Annotated in this window: 16 protein-coding genes and 1 pseudogene; 11 read left to right on the forward strand and 6 right to left on the reverse strand. The window is 33.4% G+C overall.

Annotated elements, in window-relative coordinates:
• Positions 1-16: 16 nt before the first annotated feature.
• The 3 genes and pseudogenes from ACFELV_RS05915 to ACFELV_RS05925 all read left to right on the forward strand — a co-directional run bounded on the left by ACFELV_RS05915 (position 17) and on the right by ACFELV_RS05925 (position 3,330).
• Positions 17-814 (forward strand): enoyl-ACP reductase, encoded by a 798-nt coding sequence (locus ACFELV_RS05915; protein ID WP_375327161.1) that lies wholly within the window; start codon positions 17-19, stop codon positions 812-814.
• Positions 815-986: 172 nt separating this feature from the next.
• Positions 987-2,570 (forward strand): lysine--tRNA ligase, encoded by a 1,584-nt coding sequence (locus tag ACFELV_RS05920; protein ID WP_375327162.1) that lies wholly within the window; start codon positions 987-989, stop codon positions 2,568-2,570.
• A gap of 23 nt (positions 2,571-2,593) precedes the next feature.
• Positions 2,594-3,330: pseudogene (locus ACFELV_RS05925) on the forward strand (TlyA family RNA methyltransferase).
• 23 nt (positions 3,331-3,353) lie between these two features.
• On the opposite strand, the gene tyrS reads toward ACFELV_RS05925, so the two are convergent.
• A complete protein-coding gene (gene tyrS, locus ACFELV_RS05930) occupies positions 3,354-4,589 on the reverse strand; it encodes a tyrosine--tRNA ligase (RefSeq protein ID WP_375327163.1) in 1,236 nt (411 codons plus the stop codon).
• Between the two features lie 227 nt (positions 4,590-4,816).
• On the opposite strand from tyrS, the gene ppdK reads away from it, so the two are divergent.
• The 5 genes from ppdK to ACFELV_RS05960 all read left to right on the forward strand — a co-directional run bounded on the left by ppdK (position 4,817) and on the right by ACFELV_RS05960 (position 11,764).
• Complete coding sequence (gene ppdK, locus ACFELV_RS05935; RefSeq protein WP_375327164.1) at positions 4,817-7,462, forward strand: pyruvate, phosphate dikinase; 2,646 nt, start codon at positions 4,817-4,819, stop codon at positions 7,460-7,462.
• Positions 7,463-8,599, forward strand: a complete 1,137-nt coding sequence (truB, locus tag ACFELV_RS07815) for a tRNA pseudouridine(55) synthase TruB (RefSeq protein WP_410521660.1) — start codon at positions 7,463-7,465, stop codon at positions 8,597-8,599.
• The gene (rpsO, locus tag ACFELV_RS05950) at positions 8,562-8,831 is read left to right on the forward strand and encodes a 30S ribosomal protein S15 (RefSeq protein ID WP_375327165.1); all 270 of its coding nucleotides are present in this window, start codon (positions 8,562-8,564) and stop codon (positions 8,829-8,831) included. Before truB ends, rpsO begins: the two co-directional genes overlap by 38 nt.
• 51 nt (positions 8,832-8,882) lie before the next feature.
• Complete coding sequence (pnp, locus tag ACFELV_RS05955; protein ID WP_375327166.1) at positions 8,883-11,141, forward strand: polyribonucleotide nucleotidyltransferase; 2,259 nt, start codon at positions 8,883-8,885, stop codon at positions 11,139-11,141.
• A gap of 326 nt (positions 11,142-11,467) precedes the next feature.
• A complete protein-coding gene (locus ACFELV_RS05960; RefSeq protein WP_375327167.1) occupies positions 11,468-11,764 on the forward strand; it encodes a hypothetical protein in 297 nt (98 codons plus the stop codon).
• 36 nt (positions 11,765-11,800) lie between these two features.
• On the opposite strand, the gene ACFELV_RS05965 is transcribed toward ACFELV_RS05960, so the two are convergent.
• Entirely contained in the window at positions 11,801-12,514 is a 714-nt protein-coding gene (locus tag ACFELV_RS05965) for a tyrosine-type recombinase/integrase (protein ID WP_375326202.1), read from the reverse strand.
• Entirely contained in the window at positions 12,511-12,720 is a 210-nt protein-coding gene (locus tag ACFELV_RS05970; protein WP_375327168.1) for a Tn3 family transposase, read from the reverse strand. Before ACFELV_RS05970 ends, ACFELV_RS05965 begins: the two co-directional genes overlap by 4 nt.
• A gap of 88 nt (positions 12,721-12,808) precedes the next feature.
• On the opposite strand from ACFELV_RS05970, the gene ACFELV_RS05975 reads away from it, so the two are divergent.
• Positions 12,809-13,888 (forward strand): IS4 family transposase, encoded by a 1,080-nt coding sequence (locus ACFELV_RS05975; protein ID WP_375326208.1) that lies wholly within the window; start codon positions 12,809-12,811, stop codon positions 13,886-13,888.
• A 12-nt stretch (positions 13,889-13,900) separates the two neighbouring features.
• On the forward strand, positions 13,901-14,056 hold the full coding sequence (locus ACFELV_RS05980) for a hypothetical protein (RefSeq protein WP_375327169.1): 156 nt from the start codon (positions 13,901-13,903) through the stop codon (positions 14,054-14,056).
• A gap of 258 nt (positions 14,057-14,314) precedes the next feature.
• Here the strand turns inward: ACFELV_RS05980 and ACFELV_RS05985 are convergent, their stop codons facing one another.
• Both ACFELV_RS05985 and ACFELV_RS05990 read right to left on the reverse strand, forming a co-directional pair.
• Positions 14,315-15,502, reverse strand: a complete 1,188-nt coding sequence (locus ACFELV_RS05985) for a tyrosine-type recombinase/integrase (RefSeq protein WP_375327170.1) — start codon at positions 15,500-15,502, stop codon at positions 14,315-14,317.
• 181 nt (positions 15,503-15,683) lie between these two features.
• Positions 15,684-15,884, reverse strand: a complete 201-nt coding sequence (locus ACFELV_RS05990; RefSeq protein ID WP_375327171.1) for a hypothetical protein — start codon at positions 15,882-15,884, stop codon at positions 15,684-15,686.
• A 554-nt stretch (positions 15,885-16,438) separates the two neighbouring features.
• Between ACFELV_RS05990 and ACFELV_RS05995 the strand changes: the two genes are divergently transcribed.
• A complete protein-coding gene (locus ACFELV_RS05995) occupies positions 16,439-16,867 on the forward strand; it encodes a helix-turn-helix domain-containing protein (RefSeq protein ID WP_375327172.1) in 429 nt (142 codons plus the stop codon).
• Here the strand turns inward: ACFELV_RS05995 and ACFELV_RS06000 are convergent.
• A complete protein-coding gene (locus tag ACFELV_RS06000) occupies positions 16,858-19,107 on the reverse strand; it encodes a tetratricopeptide repeat protein (protein ID WP_375327173.1) in 2,250 nt (749 codons plus the stop codon). The two genes, ACFELV_RS05995 and ACFELV_RS06000, sit on opposite strands and share 10 nt — an antisense overlap.
• Positions 19,108-19,110 lie beyond the last annotated feature (3 nt).

Genomic DNA, 19,110 nt, shown 5'->3' on the forward strand with positions numbered 1-19,110 from the left:
GTTCATTGGAGAATATATGCAAACTAACATCTCAGGATTACTTAATGGAAAAAAAGGATTAATCACAGGAGTGGCAAATAATTTATCAATATCTTGGGCTATTGCTCAAATAGCTAAAGAACATGGAGCGAATTTAGCCTTTACCTACCAAGGAGAAATACTTGAAAAGCGTGTTATGCCATTGGCAGAAGAGGTAGGTTGTGATTTTGTGGTTCCATGTGATGTAACCGATGAGAACTCTCTTGATGCTGTATTTGAAGTAGTGAAAAAAAAGTGGGGAAAATTGGACTTTTTGGTCCATTCTATAGCTTTTTCGGATAGGAATGAGTTAAAAGGTAGGTATATAGATACAACCTTGCCAAATTTTCTTAACAGTATGAATATATCATGTTATTCCTTAACAGCCTTAGCAAGGCGCGCCGAACCTTTGATGAAAGACGGTGGAAAAATAGTCACCTTAACCTATTACGGTGCACAAAAAGTTGTACCAAACTATAACGTCATGGGCCTGGCTAAAGCAGCACTGGAAACTAGTGTCAAATATCTTGCCTCTGATATGGGGCCAAATAATATTCGAGTAAATGCAATATCTGCTGGACCTATAAAAACCTTAGCATCTAGCGGTATTAATGATTTTAAAAGTATGTTATCTATGCATGAGAATGCTGCCCCATTACGTAAAAACACTACTCAACGTGATGTTGCTGGTGCTGCGCTATACCTGCTTAGTGATTTATCATCTGGAGTTACGGGAGAAATACACTACGTAGATTGTGGATTTAATACGACAATTGGCCCTAGTCAACTCAAATAATACTATTTTCGAAAACTAATTATCACGTCGTACTTCATGATCTTCTCTTCCTCACATATACGTCTGTACGCGCAGGTAGCAAACACTCGTATTCCTAGCGCTAATTTAGTGTTAGGAAATGGTATAAACTAATTTTATAAGATATTTATAATATCAATAGATGGATATCAAAATGTCAAAAACAGAAAGCATAGAAAATGCAATTAAATCGAATGCTTGGCCTTTTTTAGAAGCCAAAAAAGTTTTAGACCGCATTGGTAATATTGCACCAGCTAAAGGTTATGTGCTATTTGCAACAGGTTATGGTCCATCAGGCTTACCACATATTGGGACCTTTGCAGAAGTGGCGCGATCTATAATGGTACAGCAAGCTTTTAAACAATTATCCAATATCCCTACTAAACTGCTCTGCTTTTCTGACGATATGGATGGTTTACGCAAAGTACCAAGCAATCTTCCTAATCCCGAAATGTTGGCATCACATTTGGGCAAACCTTTGACATCTATTCCAGATCCTTTTGGTGAAGCCTTAAGTTATGGAGAGTATATGAATTCTAAATTACGCTCTTTCTTAGATAGATTTGGTTTTGAATATGAATTTTTTAGCAGTACGCAGTGCTATAAGTCTGGAATGTTTGACCAAATGATGCTGAAAGTCATTGAAAAATATGACGAAATTATGGCCTTAATGCTACCAACTTTTAGAGAAGAAAGAAGATCTACCTATTCCCCTTTCATGCCAATTTGTCCAGAAACTGGCATAGTACTGCAAGTGCCTATTATTAAAACCGACCCTAAAAATGGCACTATAGCATATCAAGATGAGCTAGGTAAGGTAGTAGAAGTACCAGTAACAAAAGGACATTGTAAGCTCCAATGGAAACCTGATTTTGGCATGCGTTGGGCAGCCTTGCAGGTTGATTACGAAATGTATGGTAAAGACCATATGCCTAATTCAAGGTTATATTCTGAAATTTGCCGAATTCTTGGAGGCACTGAACCTGTACAATTCTTTTATGAATTATTCCTTAATGAACAGGGTGAAAAAATTTCTAAATCTAAAGGTAATAGTATTACAGTTGAGCAGTGGTTACAATATGCTCCTATAGAAAGTATGTCCCTATTCATGTACAATAATCCTACCCGAGCCAAACGTTTACATTTTGATGTTATACCTAAAAATGTTGATGAATATATTATTTTTAACAAAAAATATCATACAGAAACTGATCAAGTAAAACGTTATAGTAACCCCGTACATCATATCCATCACGGTCAAGTGCCTATAATTGAAACTTTTGGCATTAGTTTTAGCTTATTATTAAATCTTGCTTCAGCTTGTAACCCAGAAGATAAATCAGTTCTTTGGGGGTTTATTAATAAATATAACTCTGACATTACCCCAGACAATGCTCCTTATCTTGACCATTTGATAGATTTTGCCATTCGCTATTATAATGATTTCATTAAAGCAAATAAAGTGTATGTGGCTCCTAATAGCCAACAAAATGTTATTTTACAACAATTAATATCTATGTTAATGGCTCTGCCCGCAGATATTTCAGCAGAACAGATACAAGAAAAAATTTATGATATTGGTAACGAGTATGGCTATGAGAATTTAAGAGAATATTTTAAAGAATTGTACCAAATATTATTAGGTCAAACTGAAGGCCCCCGCCTTGGTACATTTATCAAACTGTTTGGTATTCAGGAAACCATTAATTTAATCAGGCAAACCTTACCAAATGCATAATTTAAATCAACTATAGTCAATTGATGCGACTTGATCAATATCTAGTACAATTAAAATTAGTTGATAATATTGAGCTAGCTAGAAGTCTGATAATCCAAGGCAAAGTGTATATTAATCAAAAAGTTAGTGTAAAGCCTGGCACGCAAATTTCTCTAAATCCTCCTGATATTATTATAAAACAACCAAAGCATGACTACGTGTCACGGGGCGCCTTAAAGCTAATCGCTGCACTAGAACATTTTAATATTGATCCTCAAGGTTTAATCTGTTTAGATATAGGATCTAGTACTGGCGGTTTTACTGAAGTTTTATTACGTAAAAAGGCTAAAAAGATTTTTGCAGTAGATGTCGGTTACGGGGAATTACATTACAAATTACGTAATAATCCGGCAATTTCTGTTATTGAACGAACAAATGCTAGTACTTAACCATAGACCAAATTACCCTACCTCCAGATCTTATTGTTTGTGATGCCAGCTTTATTAGCTTGACTAAAATATTACCTACGCCCATTGCGCTAGCAGCATCTAGTTGTAAATTGATTGCTCTGATTAAGCCCCAATTTGAAGTGGAAAAAACCGAGGTAGGAAAAGGAGGAATTGTACGCGATCCCCTTTTGCACCAACGAGTATGTAATGAGATTAGCTATTGGCTAGAGAGCTGTAATTTTAATATATACGGAGTAATACCAAGTCCTATTTTAGGAACAAAAGGCAACCAGGAGTTCTTGATTTATGGCCAAAAATTATTAACAAACTAACCATCAATTATTAATACGCATTGTCATGTTACCCTCAATAAGAAATGTTTTTTCTTTCCCAAAGTAACTTTTATCACTTGTTTTTCATCGGCAAAACTCTTATCAATAATAATATTTTCATCCGCAATTACTTGGTCATTAATTTTAGCGCCTTTACCTCTAATTAACCTACGTCCTTCAGCTTTTGAACTCACAAGGCCTGCTTCATGCAACAATTCATAAGCTGCAATACCTATCCCTAACTTATTCTCTATTATATCTATAGTTGGCAAATTAGAACCCATTTGCCCTTGCTCAAACACTTTAGTTGCAGTTTCTAAAGCTAACTGGGCAGCCTGATTGCCATGGCAAATTTGAGTTAAATTAAAAGCTAACTGTTTTTTGGCAGCATTAATATCTGAAATAGTAAGGGCCGTAAATTTTTGCAGCTGTTCTTCACTAAACTCAGTGTATATCTTAGCAAAGCGCACTACATCTTGATCTAGACAATTTCTCCAATATTGATAATATTCATAAGGACTTAACATATCACTACTGAGCCATATAGCTCCCCCCATAGTTTTACCCATCTTATGACCTGCGGCTGTGGTTAATAAAGGAGTAGTGATCCCAAATACCTCTTTTCCCGTTAGCTTTTTTGTTAAATCAACTCCCATTACTATATTACCCCATTGATCACTGCCACCTATTTGCAAAGAACAATCATATTCTTTATTTAAATGATAAAAATCATAAGCTTGTAACAACATATAGTTAAACTCCAAAAAACTCATATGCTGCTCTCGCTCTAAGCGTAATTTCACAGAATCCATCGATAACATACGATTTACTGAGAAAAAACTACCGAAATCCCGGAGAAAATCTAAGTAATTTAAGGACTCTAGCCACTGGGAATTATCAATCAATAAAGCCTCATCAGTACCATTGCCAAATTTAATAAATTTAGCAAGAGTATTCTTGATTCCTACAGCATTTTTAGCAATCTCTTCTTTGGTTAAAGCATTGCGGGCAGTATCTTTACCAGTAGGATCTCCAATTTTACTAGTAGCGCCACCGATAATGACAATAGCTTTATGACCATATTGTTGCAATAAACGCAATATCATAATTTGCATCAGGCTACCAACGTGCAAAGATTCTGCAGTACAATCAAAACCTATATAAGCAGCTATCTTACCCTGATTCATCACTTCCGTTAATCTTTCTAAATCAGTACATTGATATAAAAATCCTCGACGTTGAAATTCTTTAATAAACATATTATTTTCTTAAAATTGAGATATGAGTATTAATTTTCTTCACAAAAACTCACCTACTCTTCTAATAGCATAAATTGTTCTCATCAATAAAAATTTACCCTGTTAATAATATTTTAAAAAAGCTGAAAAAGCAACCAACCAAATAATTACTAATAGGTTTTTGTTTTTAACATTGCGCCCTATCATTCCATATTGTATAACTACAGGCAAAAACTATTTTGGTATTTATGAATAAGTGGATCTACTATTTTGGTGTTCAAGGAAGTCATGGCAATGCTCAAATGGCCGATATTTTAGGCAGCAAAGGTGCAGGACTTGCGGAAATGTCCAACTTAGGCCTCCCTATTCCCGCAGGTTTTACTATTACCACTGAACTATGTAATTATTTTTACCAAAATAATCATAATTTACCTGAAGATTTTACTCAAAATCTTAAGCTAGCAATTAAAAACTTAGAAATAACTACCGAAAAAATCTTTGGTGATACTAAAAAACCATTATTACTATCGGTACGTTCGGGGTCCAAGGCTTCTATGCCAGGGATGATGGATACTATACTTAATCTTGGAATCAACGATAAAGTATGTACAGCTTTACTCAATGCTACTAATAACGAACTATTTGCTCTTGACAGTTACCGTAGATTCCTAGAAATGTATGGTTCTATGGTGCTAACAATTCCTAAGTGGACATTTGGGGATGCATTGGAAATTCATAAAAATAAACATAATATATATCAAGAAAGTGACTTTACTTGTGAATTCTTAAAACAGATAATTGAGGAATTTAAAAATATTATCTTAAATAACTCGACCTCTGATTTCACAGACCCATACTTGCAACTGGAACAATCCATCAGAGCTGTATTAAAATCCTGGATGAGTGAAAGAGCGATAATTTATAGAAAACTAAATAATATACCAGATAGTTTGGGTACAGCCATTAATATCCAAGCAATGGTTTTTGGTAATCTTGGTAATGATTCTGCAACAGGCGTAGTATTTACTCGCAATCCTGCAACTGGAGAAAATAAAATTTTTGGTGAATACTTAATAAATGCTCAAGGAGAAGATATAGTGTCAGGGGCCAGAACTCCTAGCTCTCTTACTTCGACTGACCAAGATTTAGATCGCTCGATGCAAGATCTTATGCCAGACTCATTTAACCAACTACAGCAAATTTGCAAAAAACTAGAATTACATTATTCAGATGCACAAGATATAGAATTTACTATTGAAAGAGGTAAATTATATATATTACAAACACGCATAGCTAAAAGAACCGCTTTAGCTAGTATTAAAATTGCTACCGATATGGTAGCGGAAAAACTTATCACTAAACAACAAGCAGTAATGCGTATTGAACCTGAATCACTAAATCAGCTTTTACATACAGCCATTGATTATAGTCAAACCACTAACCCGATTACTAAAGGTTTACCTGCTTCCCCAGGAGCGGCAACAGGAATAGTAGTATTTTTACCGTACGACGCTGAAAAAATGTCTCATCATCATAAAGTAATTTTAGTACGACAAGATACTAGCCCTGAGGATATCAATGGTATGCATATTGCCGCAGGAGTACTAACGCGCAAGGGCGGTATGACTTCCCATGCGGCGGTAGTAGCTAGAGGCATGGGGAAACCCTGTGTATGTGGAGCCAACGATATTATAATAGATGAAACAAAACAACACTTCACAGTAGGTGGCACTATAATACACTATGGAGATGTAATCACTATAGATGGCACTACTGGCAAAATATTTTTAGGAGCAGCACCATTAATTTCACCTACTTTTACTCAGGAATTTCAAACTATTTTAGAATGGTCAGATGAGATCGCCACTTTAAGAGTGAGAAGCAACGCCGAAACTATATTAGATACAACTACTTCTATGAAATTTGGAGCAACAGGAATTGGGCTATGTAGAACAGAACATATGTTCTTTGACCCCAATAAAATTCCTTTAGTGCGAGAAATGATCATTGCTCCTAGTCACGAGTATAGAAAACATGCTCTAGAGAAATTATTACCCTTACAAATACAAGATTTTAAGGCAATATTTCGAATTATGCATGATAAACCTATCAATATAAGGTTACTTGATCCGCCTCTTCATGAATTCTTGCCGACCACTGAACTTGACAAGCAAAACCTAGCTAAAGCTATGAATTTACCGTTAAGTACTGTGCAGCAACGCTTGCATGCATTGTATGAAGTAAACCCTATGCTAGGACATCGAGGTTGCCGTTTAGGGATTACCTACCCTGAAATCTATCAAATGCAAGTAACAGCAGTCTTAACGGCTGCCAGGGAGTTACAAGTCGAAGAAGGCAAAAATACTATTCTCGAATTAATGATCCCCTTAATCAGTGAGGTTGATGAGCTAAAAAAATTAAAAGAACATCTAAGTAACACTATTACTGATATAGAGACAACTTATCAATGCAAATTTGATTTAACTCTTGGCACTATGATTGAACTCCCAAGAGCAGCTCTACAGGCTAACAAAATTGCTTCTGAAATAGATTATTTTAGTTTTGGCACTAATGATTTGACTCAAACCACCTATGGTATTTCCAGAGATGATGTAGCATCATTTTTCCCGAATTATTTAGAGCAAAAAATCTTTTCTTTTGATCCTTTTAATAAATTAGATGAAGAAGGGGTAGGAGAATTAATCATGATAGCTGTGCAACGTGGCTTACAAGCTAATCCTAAATTAAAATTGGGCGTATGTGGTGAGCATGCAGGTAATCCTGAATCAATAGATTTTTTTCAAAAAGTCGGCTTGCATTATATCTCCTGTTCACCTTATCGCATTCCTATTGCCAGAATTGCCGCAGCCCAAGCAAAAATAAAGCAACAATAAATGGATAGCAATTTAGATAAAAAAAACACATCGATATTTTTAGCCTCTCAGTACAATTTTTGGCTTAATATTTATAAACCTAAGGGAGTTAGCTCAGCTAAACTGGTCTCTATAGTTAAAAGCTACTTTAACAAAAGCAAAGTAGGACATTGTGGAACTCTAGATGTAGAGGCACAAGGAGTATTACCTATAGCTGTTGGTGAAGCTACTAAGTTAGTACGGGTGCTAGTAGATGCAAAAAAAACTTATATCTTTACCATAGAATTTGGTAAGAAAACTGATACAGCCGATAGTAGTGGTAAGATAATAAACGTTACTAATACTATTCCTTCAAAGGAACAATGTTTTAATATATGTAAAAATTTTATCGGTACATTATCACAATATCCGCCAGCTTTTTCTGCTATCAAAATTAATGGGGTTAGAGCTTATAAATTAGCCCGGGAAAATTCACCCCTAAAATTAGCGCCTCGTAATATAACAATATATCACCTTGAATGCCTGAATTTCAACCACAAAGATAAACAAGCTATTTATATGGTTGAGTGCTCTAAGGGGACATATATAAGGTCTCTAGCGGAAGACATAGCTTTATCCTTGCAAAGTTTAGGATTTGTGGTAGAATTACATCGCACTAAAGTTGGTTTATTTTCCGCAGAAGAGGCGATTAGATTAATTGAACTTGACTTAGACACTAGGCTTCTTTCCAAAATCACAATAGCTGGAGAACTTGAAAGGCGTGCAAAATGCAAGGCCCTGACATATTTAAATATATGTCAGGATTTGAATTTAGGATCCTATTCCAGTCCTCTAGCAGAAGTAGAAACAGAAAAGAAATCTAATCAAGATATTATAAAAAAATTTCTTGTAGAACACAGCATAAAGATTGAAGCAGTACTGGACGACATCCTGGTTCTTAGCGTTACCCTGGAACAAGCACAACAGATCATTTATGGACAAAAATGTTATTTCGACTATCCAAAAAATATTGATTTAATATGGCTGAAATATAATGATACTTTACTGGCAATCGGTAACGTTAACGAGAACTGTTTCAATTCTTTTCGAGTATTTAACCTAATAAAAATGGAGATTAATGATGTCGATTACAGCAACACGCAAACAACAAATAATTGAGCAATATGCTACTAGCGAAAATGATACCGGTTCCAGTGAAGTACAATGTGCAATTCTAACTGAAAGAATTAATAATTTAACAGAACATTTTCAAACTAACCATAAAGACTTTTCTTCAAGAAGAGGTTTATTAATGTTAGTCGGTCGTAGGCGACGATTGTTAGATTATATAAAGAAAAAAAGTTTAAATAATTACCTGAAATTGATCAGCAAGCTAGGAATAAGAAAATAAAATAAAGCCCGGCTTAGGCCGGGCTTTTTATTAATTAAATAAGGAATAATAATGTTTAAAGAGATAACAAGAAAGATAGAACTGAGTGGTAAAATAATAGAATTATCGACGGGCAAGGTGGCCTGTCAAGCTGATGGTGCCGTCATGGCAAAGATGGGAGAATCCGTTATATTATGTACTGCCGTTAGTGCAAAAGAAGCAAGAGAAGGAATAGGATTTTTCCCTCTTACCGTACATTATAGAGAAATGAAATTTGCAGTTGGCCAAATCCCAGGAGGCTTTTTCAAAACTGAAGGTAAAAGCAGCGAAAAAGAAGTCTTAATATCACGTTTAATAGATAGGCCTATTAGGCCATTATTTCACCCTTCTTTTTTAAACGAAACCCAAGTAATATGCACGGTTTTATCATATGATCCTGAATGTAATACTGATATATTAGCAATTATTGGAGCATCAGCAGCCCTAGCATTATCTGGTGCGCCATACCAAGAGATAGTAGCAGCTAGCAGAGTGGGGTTAATAGAAAATAAATTAGTATTAAACCCTTCTTTCTATCAATTAAAAAACAGTAAATTAGACTTAATAGTGGCAGGCACTAAAACTTCAGTGATGATGGTAGAATCGGAAGCTAATTTATTATCAGAAGAACAGATGCTAGAAGCTATTGAGTTTGGTCATAAAGCATGCCAGCCCATAATTGAAATGATCGAAGATTTAGTCAAAACTGAGGGTAAACCAAAATTACCCCTTACTGATTTATATCCTGTTACTTTACAAGAACAAATTAGAAGCCTAATCCAGGAGGATATCAAACAAGCATATTCTATAAAATTAAAGCAAGAAAGAAATATCGCAGTAACAAAAGTGCTAGAAAAAGTTCTTCAACATTTTGCAGCAGATTTGGCTAATAATAATATCACTAAAGCTCAAATTGAGTTTGCTTTTAAAGCAATAGAATCAGCAATATTACGGCAAGATATATTACAAACCAATCTTCGTATTGACGGAAGAAAACCAGATGAGATCCGAAATATCCAATGTGAAGTATCAATCTTACCCAAAACCCATGGCTCTAGTTTATTTACGAGAGGAGAGACACAAAGTTTAGTTGTCACAACGCTTGGAACCAACCAAGATGAACAAATTGTTGATAGCTTGGACGGAGAATATAAACAACGCTTTATGCTGAACTATATTTTTCCGCCTTACTGCGTAGGAGAAGTAACACCAGTGAAAGCCCCAGGCCGTCGAGAAATAGGTCATAGTAAATTAGCTTGGCGCGCGTTAAACCCTGTGCTTCCTACTAAAGACCAATTCCCTTATTCTATCAGAGTGGTATCCGAAGTAACTTCTTGCAATGGTTCTTCCTCGATGGCTACTATATGCGGTGGTTCTATGGCCCTGATGAATGCAGGCGTACCAATTAAAGCGCCTATAGCTGGCATTGCTATGGGGTTAATTAAAGATAAAGAACAGTTTGTAGTATTATCAGATATTATAGGAGATGAGGATAATTTAGGAGATATGGATTTTAAGGTTGCCGGTAGCCTAGAGGGAATTACCGCACTACAAATGGATATCAAAATAGCAGGCGTAACTTTTGATATTATGAAACAAGCTTTAACCCAAGCTAAAATAGGCCGTACTCACATTTTACAAGAAATGCATAAAGTCATTCATAAAGTAAATGAAAATATTAGCCAATATGCGCCCTGTATTCACACTTTTAAAATTGATAAAGAAAAAATAAGAGATGTTATAGGACCAGGCGGGAAAATAATCCGAGAAATTTGTGAAACTACAACTGCTAAAATTGATATAAGTGACGATGGCAATGTCTCTATTTCTGCAATATGGAAAGACAAATTAGAAGCTGCTATTGCTAAAATTAAAGCGATTATATTTGAACCTGAAATAGGCCATATATTTAATGGCACCGTAGTTAAAATCCTAGAAGCCGGGGCTTTCATTAATTATTCAGCTAATCGGGATGGTTTTGTCCATATTAGTGAAATTTCCAAAGAACGAATTGAATCTGTCTCTAGTGTTTTACAACATGGAGAGGTAGTAAGAGTTAAACTGATAGGTTTTGATAATAAGGGAAAAGCAAAGTTAACTATTAAAAATATAGATGTAGAAACGTCTCCCTTAACGGATGGGAAAATAAATCGCAATCCTGAAAGCTCTAATAGTAGAGATAGTGGAGATCATAACAACAATAAGCGAGCTTTCGCTAAAAAATGGCAAAGCAATGATACTAAAACCACTAGTAACGAGGAAATTATCAAAGAACGTAAATATTTTTCCTAGTATTTCAACTAAAAGATTGATATTATACGATAAAATAGAGTAAGCGTCAGGGTCTATTATGATTTTGTGAATCTAACCATAAAATCATAATAGCCTTCTTGCAGAATTCGCATCGAGCAAGGCATGTGGAGAAGAGACGGAACCTCGACCCGTAGCGTACTTAGACCTATGTGAGAGTTAGGCTCGACGGACAAATTACCATCTCGATACGACTTATGCAAGAAGTCTAATTGATACATGAGCTCGCTGCACATGTAAACATATATTGCCCCAAAGTCCTGCTTTACTACAGAAAAATATATATCATTTTTTAGCTGGAGGTTACTATGTCCAAATATTCACACAATACGGAGCCTACCATAAACAAGACTTACTTAAGAATTAACCCTGAATTTTCATTAGATAATCAGGGGAAAAAAACAAATTTAGAATTTGGTAAGTGTAATTATTATGCTGATCGAAAACCCAACTCCTTACTTCAATATATTATTCAAACTTGGTCATTTGATTCACTTGAGGCGACATTAGCTAAAATGCTACTTTCGCAAGAAGCTAATACGCAGCCATTAAAGAAAACAATTCTGTCCGTCCACTATGTAATAGATAAAGATGGCTCAATTTAGGACTAGTGTTAAGGTAGCTGCGATGAGCCGCCACATTTAAACAGGGAATTCTTTAATCTTTTTTTCATACTCTGGTTGGCAGTCTACGAGTGATAATTTTGAATATATTTCAAGTGATTGACGACTATCATGCCCCGAATAAGGTTGGATTAATGCATCATCCACGCCTTTTTTCTTCATCCATGTAAAAAGAAAATGCCGTAATTTATGTGGTGATATTGAATTCTCAATGCCAGCTTCTTTTGTGTAATTCATTAATATTTTCCTAATACCTCGATCAGAATACGGTTTCTTCCAACTAGATTCAAATAGGTAAACTGTCTTATTTTTCTTTGCACTTTCAATGTGTACAGCTAATACTTCTGTAAATGCATTAGGAAACGGAACTATTCTATCTTTACTACCCTTTCCGTGGTTAATTCTAATTTGACAACTATCTAAATCTATATCTGATATTTTTATTTTTACCAATTCCGATACTCGTACCCCAGTATAAAGTAACGTCTTAATAATTATTACATGCTTCATATTTCTTGATTTCCATACAGCCTTATAATACTTACTAATTTCCTCTTCTGTTGGTACATAAGGTAATTTCTTTGTGGTGCTATTGTCTACTGTTATATCGAGTTCTTTACGAATATGTCTAAATAATTCTCTCAAGTAATTATAATCTGGTTGTTCCTTTTTTAAATCCTTCAAAAAGTATTTGGCTTTTTCTCTTACAGGAGTACGGTTTATTATTGTCATCGGTAATACCCCGACCCAGCTTGCGAATATATTAATATACGTTGGTTAAAATCAATTGGGAACAAACCGTATGGATTAATATGCGTTGAAAGTAACGGTGTTAATGCCCTGTAATCTTCAGGAGTCAGTTTGTTTCGCCAGTGAGGCTCAGATAATACTTGCTGAATAAGAAGAGTATTAATATAGACAATACCATAGTACCCCACAGATTTTACAGGAGGGTTAAAATAATAAATTGAATAAGTGACTGAGAGTCACTAATCTCCGCTGAGAAACAAGCAACAGGAGGTATTAATGGACTCTCAATCACTATACCAAATATTATACATATTTTTAGATTGGCACCCAGCACGAATTAAAACATTTGCAGAATTAATTTGTGCAGTAGTAAAAGCTAAAACTGTGAGAATCAAAGAATTAGCACTGTATGTCGCTTCTAAAGGCAATTTGCATGCCAAGATTGTTAAAGTTGAGCGTTTGCTTTTAGAACAAAATATGTGCTTTATAAGTTTAGGGAAAATTATTGTTAAATTGCTCTGTCTAACAGGTAAAATTAGCCTTGCCATAGATAGAACCAGCTGGCAATTTGGTATTAAAAATTTGAATTTTTTTGTTGCAACTATCGTTTATGGTAATATTTCAATTCCTATAGCATGGTTGTTACTTGATAAAAAAGGCAACTCTTCTACTAATGAAAGAAAGAAATTGATTGAGCAAATTTTAACAATTATACCTAAGGAAATGATAGAGCTTATCCTTGCCGATCGGGAATTTGTTGGTGAGGAATGGTTGCAATATATGGGTGGAATCCAAAAATTACCTTTTGCTATCAGGCTAAGAAAAAGTGAGAAGGTCAAGCATTTCAACGGTGGCAAGATGAAGTTGAATAAATGTTTTGCCGATATGCAAATGGGTGACACTAAAACTATAGAAAGCAAAATTTACAATGGTATGGCAATTAAAATAACTTGTTTGCAATTAGAAAGAGAGCAACTATTTATTGCTAGTAATGTGCTTATTGGTGAATGTGCTTTGCTAGCATATAAGCAGAGGTGGAGCATTGAGCGACCTTTTCTGTCTCTCAAGTCATCTGGATTTAATATTGAAGATACCCACATTACAGATCAAAAAAAGCTGGAAAAACTATTTGCAATAGTATCTTTATCCTTAGCTATTTGCGTGCTTGCTGGTGACATTAAGAACAAAATTTATCCTATAAAGATCAAAAAACATGGTCGTAAATTATACTCATTATTTACTTACGGATTTGATTGGATAAAAGATTATTTTTATAACTCGTTAAGTGATACCCCTGCTATGTTGTTTTCATTACTACGAAAACACATTATGCATGCCTTTCAACTTCAACAATAAGTGTGGGGTACTATGAGCTGTGACATTAACTCTCTCAAAATTGGTTTGCCAGCAGATCTATACAGATTAACAGAGGAAACTCTAAAACTCTTGGGGAATGCGTTAATTGGGAGACAGCAGAGTAAAATCCAGTTATTAGTGCAGCTAATTGTTGCTGAATTCAGTTAGATTTGTTAATATTTACCAGTTGAATTTGAGTGTAGCAAAAATTATGTTGAATAATGATATAGAGTTAAGAATGAAATGTTTAGAGTTAGCTATTCAATCTAACTGCAGTTGTGAAGTAACAGAGATTGCTATGAAATATTATAATGTCCTTATAGGCCAAAATAATTCTATGATGATTGTTTCGACTTGGCAATCTAATACTAAGTTTAATTGAACGATTACCTGAAATAATTAGTGATCTCTGTGAGGTATTAATTATTAGTTGCAATTCTTTTTCTTTGAAGTGGTGAGAGCACCAGTAGCTTTTTCCATAAATTCTCGTACAGGATCTAAGCTTAATCGTGTATATATTGCTGTAGATTTAGGATTTTTATGATTCAAAGCTTTACCAATGACATATTGACTTGCTCCATTAATTGCCATCCAACTTCCACATGTTCGTCTAAGATCATGCAATCTTAAATTTTTTAATCCAGCTCTTGTGCAAATTCTTTTCCATGCTTTTTTTGGTTCTTGTAAATGACCACTACTACTTGTGCTACTTGGGAATACCCACTCACTTGTGATTTGTGTTTTCCTATCTTGCAATATTTTTATTGCTTCATCTATTAACACCACGGTTTGCGGTTCACCATTCTTAGTATCTGATATGTACCATGTTTTATCAATAAAACTGATATTTTCCCAGCGCATAGATAATACATTACTTTTACGTGCTCCTGTATATAAGGAAATCAAAATAAAATCTTTCATTAACTGATTTGTTTCTTCTTCTAATGTTTGGAAAAATCGTGGTGCTTCTTCTTTAGTAATATACCTATCTCTTGATTGTTCTTTATGCTTCTTAATTCCAGTAATAGGGTTTTTTTCCAATAGTTCCCAGTCAATAGCTTTATTAAATATAGAACTTAACGTTTCAAGAAATCGGTTAGCAGTATATTTACCAACATTTGTAAGATCATTAAATGTTTCCTGAATATCAGTTCTTTGTATATCAGAAATTTTCAATGAATAAAAATGTTTAGCTTGCCTATCCATTGCTGCAATACGATCTTGCCATCTTTTAATATTATGTTTGGCGTAATTATCGATATATTTGTCAAAAAGTTCCTTAAAAGTCAATTCCTCAGGTGTTGGTAAGTCATCTAGATCATTAGATACTGTATTGTTCTCTTTTGTAGGGTTAATCCCTTTTGCAATTTGACTTTTTAATTCAGCTGCTTTTGCTCTAGCATCCACAATAGACAAATCAGGAAAACGTCCTATCTTTATTCTATAATATTCTTTTTGAATCATTCTACCTAAATAAAATATTTTACTACCACCATATGATACTATCAAAATTAAGCCTGTTTCTTTGGTATCTCTATAAACATTTCTTTTTGCTTTTGGTGGTTCAATTTTATATAAAGCATCTTTCGTAAAATTTAATAATCTTTCTGTCATATTTTATACATCCAATTAAAGTTAAATTTTTAATGATTTTGTAATGGTGTTATAATGAATCTTTCTAAGTTTGTTAGTCTCTTGTTAATGTAATGCATCATTGTGGCAGTAATTTTTTATCTATGTTCTCAAATCAACACAATCTCTAGGATTACTGGTTAATATACTGGAACCATGTAGCTTAGTTTTCATTCTGTAAAACTATAGTATTTTGAAGTTCCCTTTGTTCTTTATTGTTAGTAGTTTCCCTGTTTAACGGTATGTCCTGTTGCTGTTTTACTAAATTTTGTTTTTCTATCTTCATAAGAAAATTAAACATTATTGCCGTATAGAGTATAGCTATCACAATAGTGATTACGTTAAATACTTTTTCAATTTGCATAATGCCTAGATCTCATTTGATGACCCCTAAAGGCTGCTAATATATAAAAAAGTAGTATTTTTGATCTACAATTGATCTGGGGTCGGGTTAGGAGATTAAGAAGATAGAACAAAATGAATTTGCTCTGTAAATAGAATTTGTGTATAGTCATAACTATAACCTTAATTTTAGTGTTATTGCTAAATACTCAAATAGTGTTTAGCTAATTCATTTTAGCTAGTAAGTACTTTTAGTCGCCAAACTGGTTAGTACTTACTAGTTTGTCATTGTATTAAATATCTCTATTATAATTTTCTCTGCATAATCTATTAACGAGTTATTTCTTTTCTCACTCCTTAAGAGTATATTTATATAAACATACTTTGAATTTTATTATGTATATATGATCTATTTTTGATTATTTTACTTTTAATTAACTATTAATTTTTATTATATAGATATAACTATATTATAGCTAAAAATTATTATCAATATATTTTTTGATATTTTTACTGAAAAATATTAAATTATATGTATAAATAGTTATATATATAAACTGAATTGGTTGTAATTACATGTCTTATACTGCATTACAAAAAAATCTTGAAAAGTTAATTAAAGATCATAATTACCAGATAGCTGATTTAGAAAGAAAGGCAGGGCTGAGGAAAAATAATATTTATAATATTATTAAGGGAATATCCAAAAAACCTTCAGCAGAATTATTACAAGCTGTAGCTGATGTATTTGGGTTAACAGTAAAAGACCTGTTTACTATGGCAACAAGCAGCTATCCATCTCTAACATCAGAAGATTTAGATTTGTTAACAACAGTAGCGCAGCAAGTAATTGCTGAAATTAAAGCACAACAATTAAAAGTTTCAGGTATGGATGTTACCTCAATAATTAATGAGGTATTTGACTATTCTGTGGAATCTAAATTACCTGTAGCTGATGAAAAATTTATCAAATGGATATTGAAGCAAAAATATTCTCAACGCTGAGATTCAGGATAGCAAGTATCATCCATATTTAGTATTTCAATACTTCTAGGGTGATCTGCGCCGAATTTTTTTATATGCTGATCATGAAATTTAATATACCAAGCTTTCTCGTGCAAATGACAGCTAGCTTTGGCTGCGCTTAGGTACATGCTGCTTACTTCATCAACATTACCGATATTTTCCCGGTAGTTATTCCAATAAAAATTTTCTGCATCAAGATAAGACTTAGCAGCCTTTTCATTTTGACCAAGAGCTGCTAAAGCATCTGCTTCAGCAACACATGCTTTAGCTAAATATATATCAGGTGATACTGCAATTTCTCGACTATTATTAGGCCTGCTGGGATCGTTAATAAAGATAGTCTTAGCTTTTTCTGCATATTCTAGAGCTTCTTGAGCATTACCAAGTCCCAGTTTAGCTCTCGACATTTGAGTAAATATACGACCGAATACCTCCTGAGTTTCTTTCTGAGATGGTTTACACATGCGGTACAACTGCTCAGTTTGAGCAAAAGCTTCTTGATATTTCTTAAGATAATTTAACACTTCTGCTTTAAATAAATAAGGGTTTATAAAAAATAGGTCATCAGACTGCAATCCATTTTTAATACATGATTCTATAGCTTTATTAATCAGTTCTAGTGATGTAATATATTTTCCTTGTATAAAGAACAATTTTGCTTTAGCACTAAAAATAAATCCTATATCACTTTTGTCATTTACACTTTTGTTGCACATTTGTTCGATATCTTGAATATTTTTTTCTGCTTCCTGAATTCGTCCTAATAGAATGTTAGTTGTTGCTAACCATAAAACTGTACTATTTTTATAGTTTTCATAGCCTCTTACATCTTCAAATACTTTTTTTGCTTTAGTGATATATTGAACTGCTAGGTGATTATTAGTAGCATTTCTATAATATGCTCCTATTAATTCTAAATATGCAGCATATCTGCTTTTTTCATCATTATTCATTAACCACAATTTAAATTTACTTTGTTGATCATTTTGATTAAACCAATTAACTAATTTTTCTGCATTATAAAGGTCTAAGGAATTAACATATTGTACTATTAATTGTAAATTTAATTCCATTAATTTATATAAGCTTATACTATACTTTTCAGAATTTGATGAAATTACGGCAATATTTTCTGCTATGGTTTTAGAATTTCTAAAAGCCCGAGCTTGTACTATACTTTTTGGTACAGCATTTACTAATCTGGAAATCACCTCATCTAAACAAACCTTATTAACTTTTTCACCATTAATTTCTGCTATTTTTTGAGCTATAACATCATGCATTTCAAAGATAGGATTAGTTTCATTTGGATCAATGTTAGCTATCAAAGCAAATTTAGATAATTGATAAATATCATCACCTAGAAGGTTTTGATCATCAGTGATAATCCGTAGTAAATCTTTAGAAAAAGCCTGGTTATTAATTAAAGCTATCTTATTTAACAACTCTCTAGCACTTGGTTTTAACTCCTTAATAGCTAAAGTAATATTTAACTTAATTTTATCAGTAGATTGCTGGATTTTTTTCTTATATTCTTCTTTATCTAAACCTGGTACTTGATTTAACAACTGCGCACCTTGAACTATCAGGATCGGGTAACCAGCAAATTCTTGGCTCAAGAATTCTGCGAATTGTAAATCGCTATTTTCTAAAATATTATTAGCAAGAGTAATCGCATCATCTTTTGCAAAGGCAGTCATCTTGACTATATTAGGTAATAACTCACTATCTTGAGAACCAAAAATAATATGACCATTATGCTCCCAATTAATGAATTCTTTCACCTTGTAATTTTCTTTAACTTTTAAATTATCAAATACTAATAACCACTTATCTTTGGTTGATAAGTAAGATATTACTTCTTTTTTGACAGAGGATACATCTTCTAAAATTAAGTTAGTCTTAGCTTTCTCGTTAATTAATTTAGCTAATTTTAGAAATTCTTCATTAATGTCTAAATTACAATCAATAAACCAAATAAGCTTATAATGATCCTTATTCTCATAAGCGTACATCCTAGCAAGCTGTGTCTTACCCATGCCACTAATACCAACTATACTTGCTTTCCTATATTTGATTAAATTATTCTTAAGTGAAGTTAATTGTTTAACATGATCCACAAAATAGCTTACTGGTGTCACAAGATTAGATACTTTTGCTTGAGCAACTGCAGTATAAAGCATAATTAATACCATTATTATTAGGAGATATTTTGACATTTT

Source organism: Candidatus Tisiphia endosymbiont of Nemotelus uliginosus, from assembly GCF_964264835.1.
In the GTDB taxonomy this organism is placed as follows: domain Bacteria; phylum Pseudomonadota; class Alphaproteobacteria; order Rickettsiales; family Rickettsiaceae; genus Tisiphia.

What these genes read in the sequence shown, in the direction of transcription:
- ACFELV_RS05915 (WP_375327161.1), top strand. Translation starts at nt 17, where the DNA reads ATGCAAACTAACATCTCAGGATTACTTAATGGAAAAAAAGGATTAATC.
- ACFELV_RS05920 (WP_375327162.1), top strand. Translation starts at nt 987, where the DNA reads ATGTCAAAAACAGAAAGCATAGAAAATGCAATTAAATCGAATGCTTGG.
- tyrS (WP_375327163.1), bottom strand. Translation starts at nt 4,589, where the DNA reads ATGTTTATTAAAGAATTTCAACGTCGAGGATTTTTATATCAATGTACT.
- ppdK (WP_375327164.1), top strand. Translation starts at nt 4,817, where the DNA reads ATGAATAAGTGGATCTACTATTTTGGTGTTCAAGGAAGTCATGGCAAT.
- truB (WP_410521660.1), top strand. Translation starts at nt 7,463, where the DNA reads ATGGATAGCAATTTAGATAAAAAAAACACATCGATATTTTTAGCCTCT.
- rpsO (WP_375327165.1), top strand. Translation starts at nt 8,562, where the DNA reads ATGTCGATTACAGCAACACGCAAACAACAAATAATTGAGCAATATGCT.
- pnp (WP_375327166.1), top strand. Translation starts at nt 8,883, where the DNA reads ATGTTTAAAGAGATAACAAGAAAGATAGAACTGAGTGGTAAAATAATA.
- ACFELV_RS05960 (WP_375327167.1), top strand. Translation starts at nt 11,468, where the DNA reads ATGTCCAAATATTCACACAATACGGAGCCTACCATAAACAAGACTTAC.
- ACFELV_RS05965 (WP_375326202.1), bottom strand. Translation starts at nt 12,514, where the DNA reads ATGACAATAATAAACCGTACTCCTGTAAGAGAAAAAGCCAAATACTTT.
- ACFELV_RS05975 (WP_375326208.1), top strand. Translation starts at nt 12,809, where the DNA reads ATGGACTCTCAATCACTATACCAAATATTATACATATTTTTAGATTGG.
- ACFELV_RS05980 (WP_375327169.1), top strand. Translation starts at nt 13,901, where the DNA reads ATGAGCTGTGACATTAACTCTCTCAAAATTGGTTTGCCAGCAGATCTA.
- ACFELV_RS05985 (WP_375327170.1), bottom strand. Translation starts at nt 15,502, where the DNA reads ATGACAGAAAGATTATTAAATTTTACGAAAGATGCTTTATATAAAATT.
- ACFELV_RS05990 (WP_375327171.1), bottom strand. Translation starts at nt 15,884, where the DNA reads ATGCAAATTGAAAAAGTATTTAACGTAATCACTATTGTGATAGCTATA.
- ACFELV_RS05995 (WP_375327172.1), top strand. Translation starts at nt 16,439, where the DNA reads ATGTCTTATACTGCATTACAAAAAAATCTTGAAAAGTTAATTAAAGAT.
- ACFELV_RS06000 (WP_375327173.1), bottom strand. Translation starts at nt 19,107, where the DNA reads ATGTCAAAATATCTCCTAATAATAATGGTATTAATTATGCTTTATACT.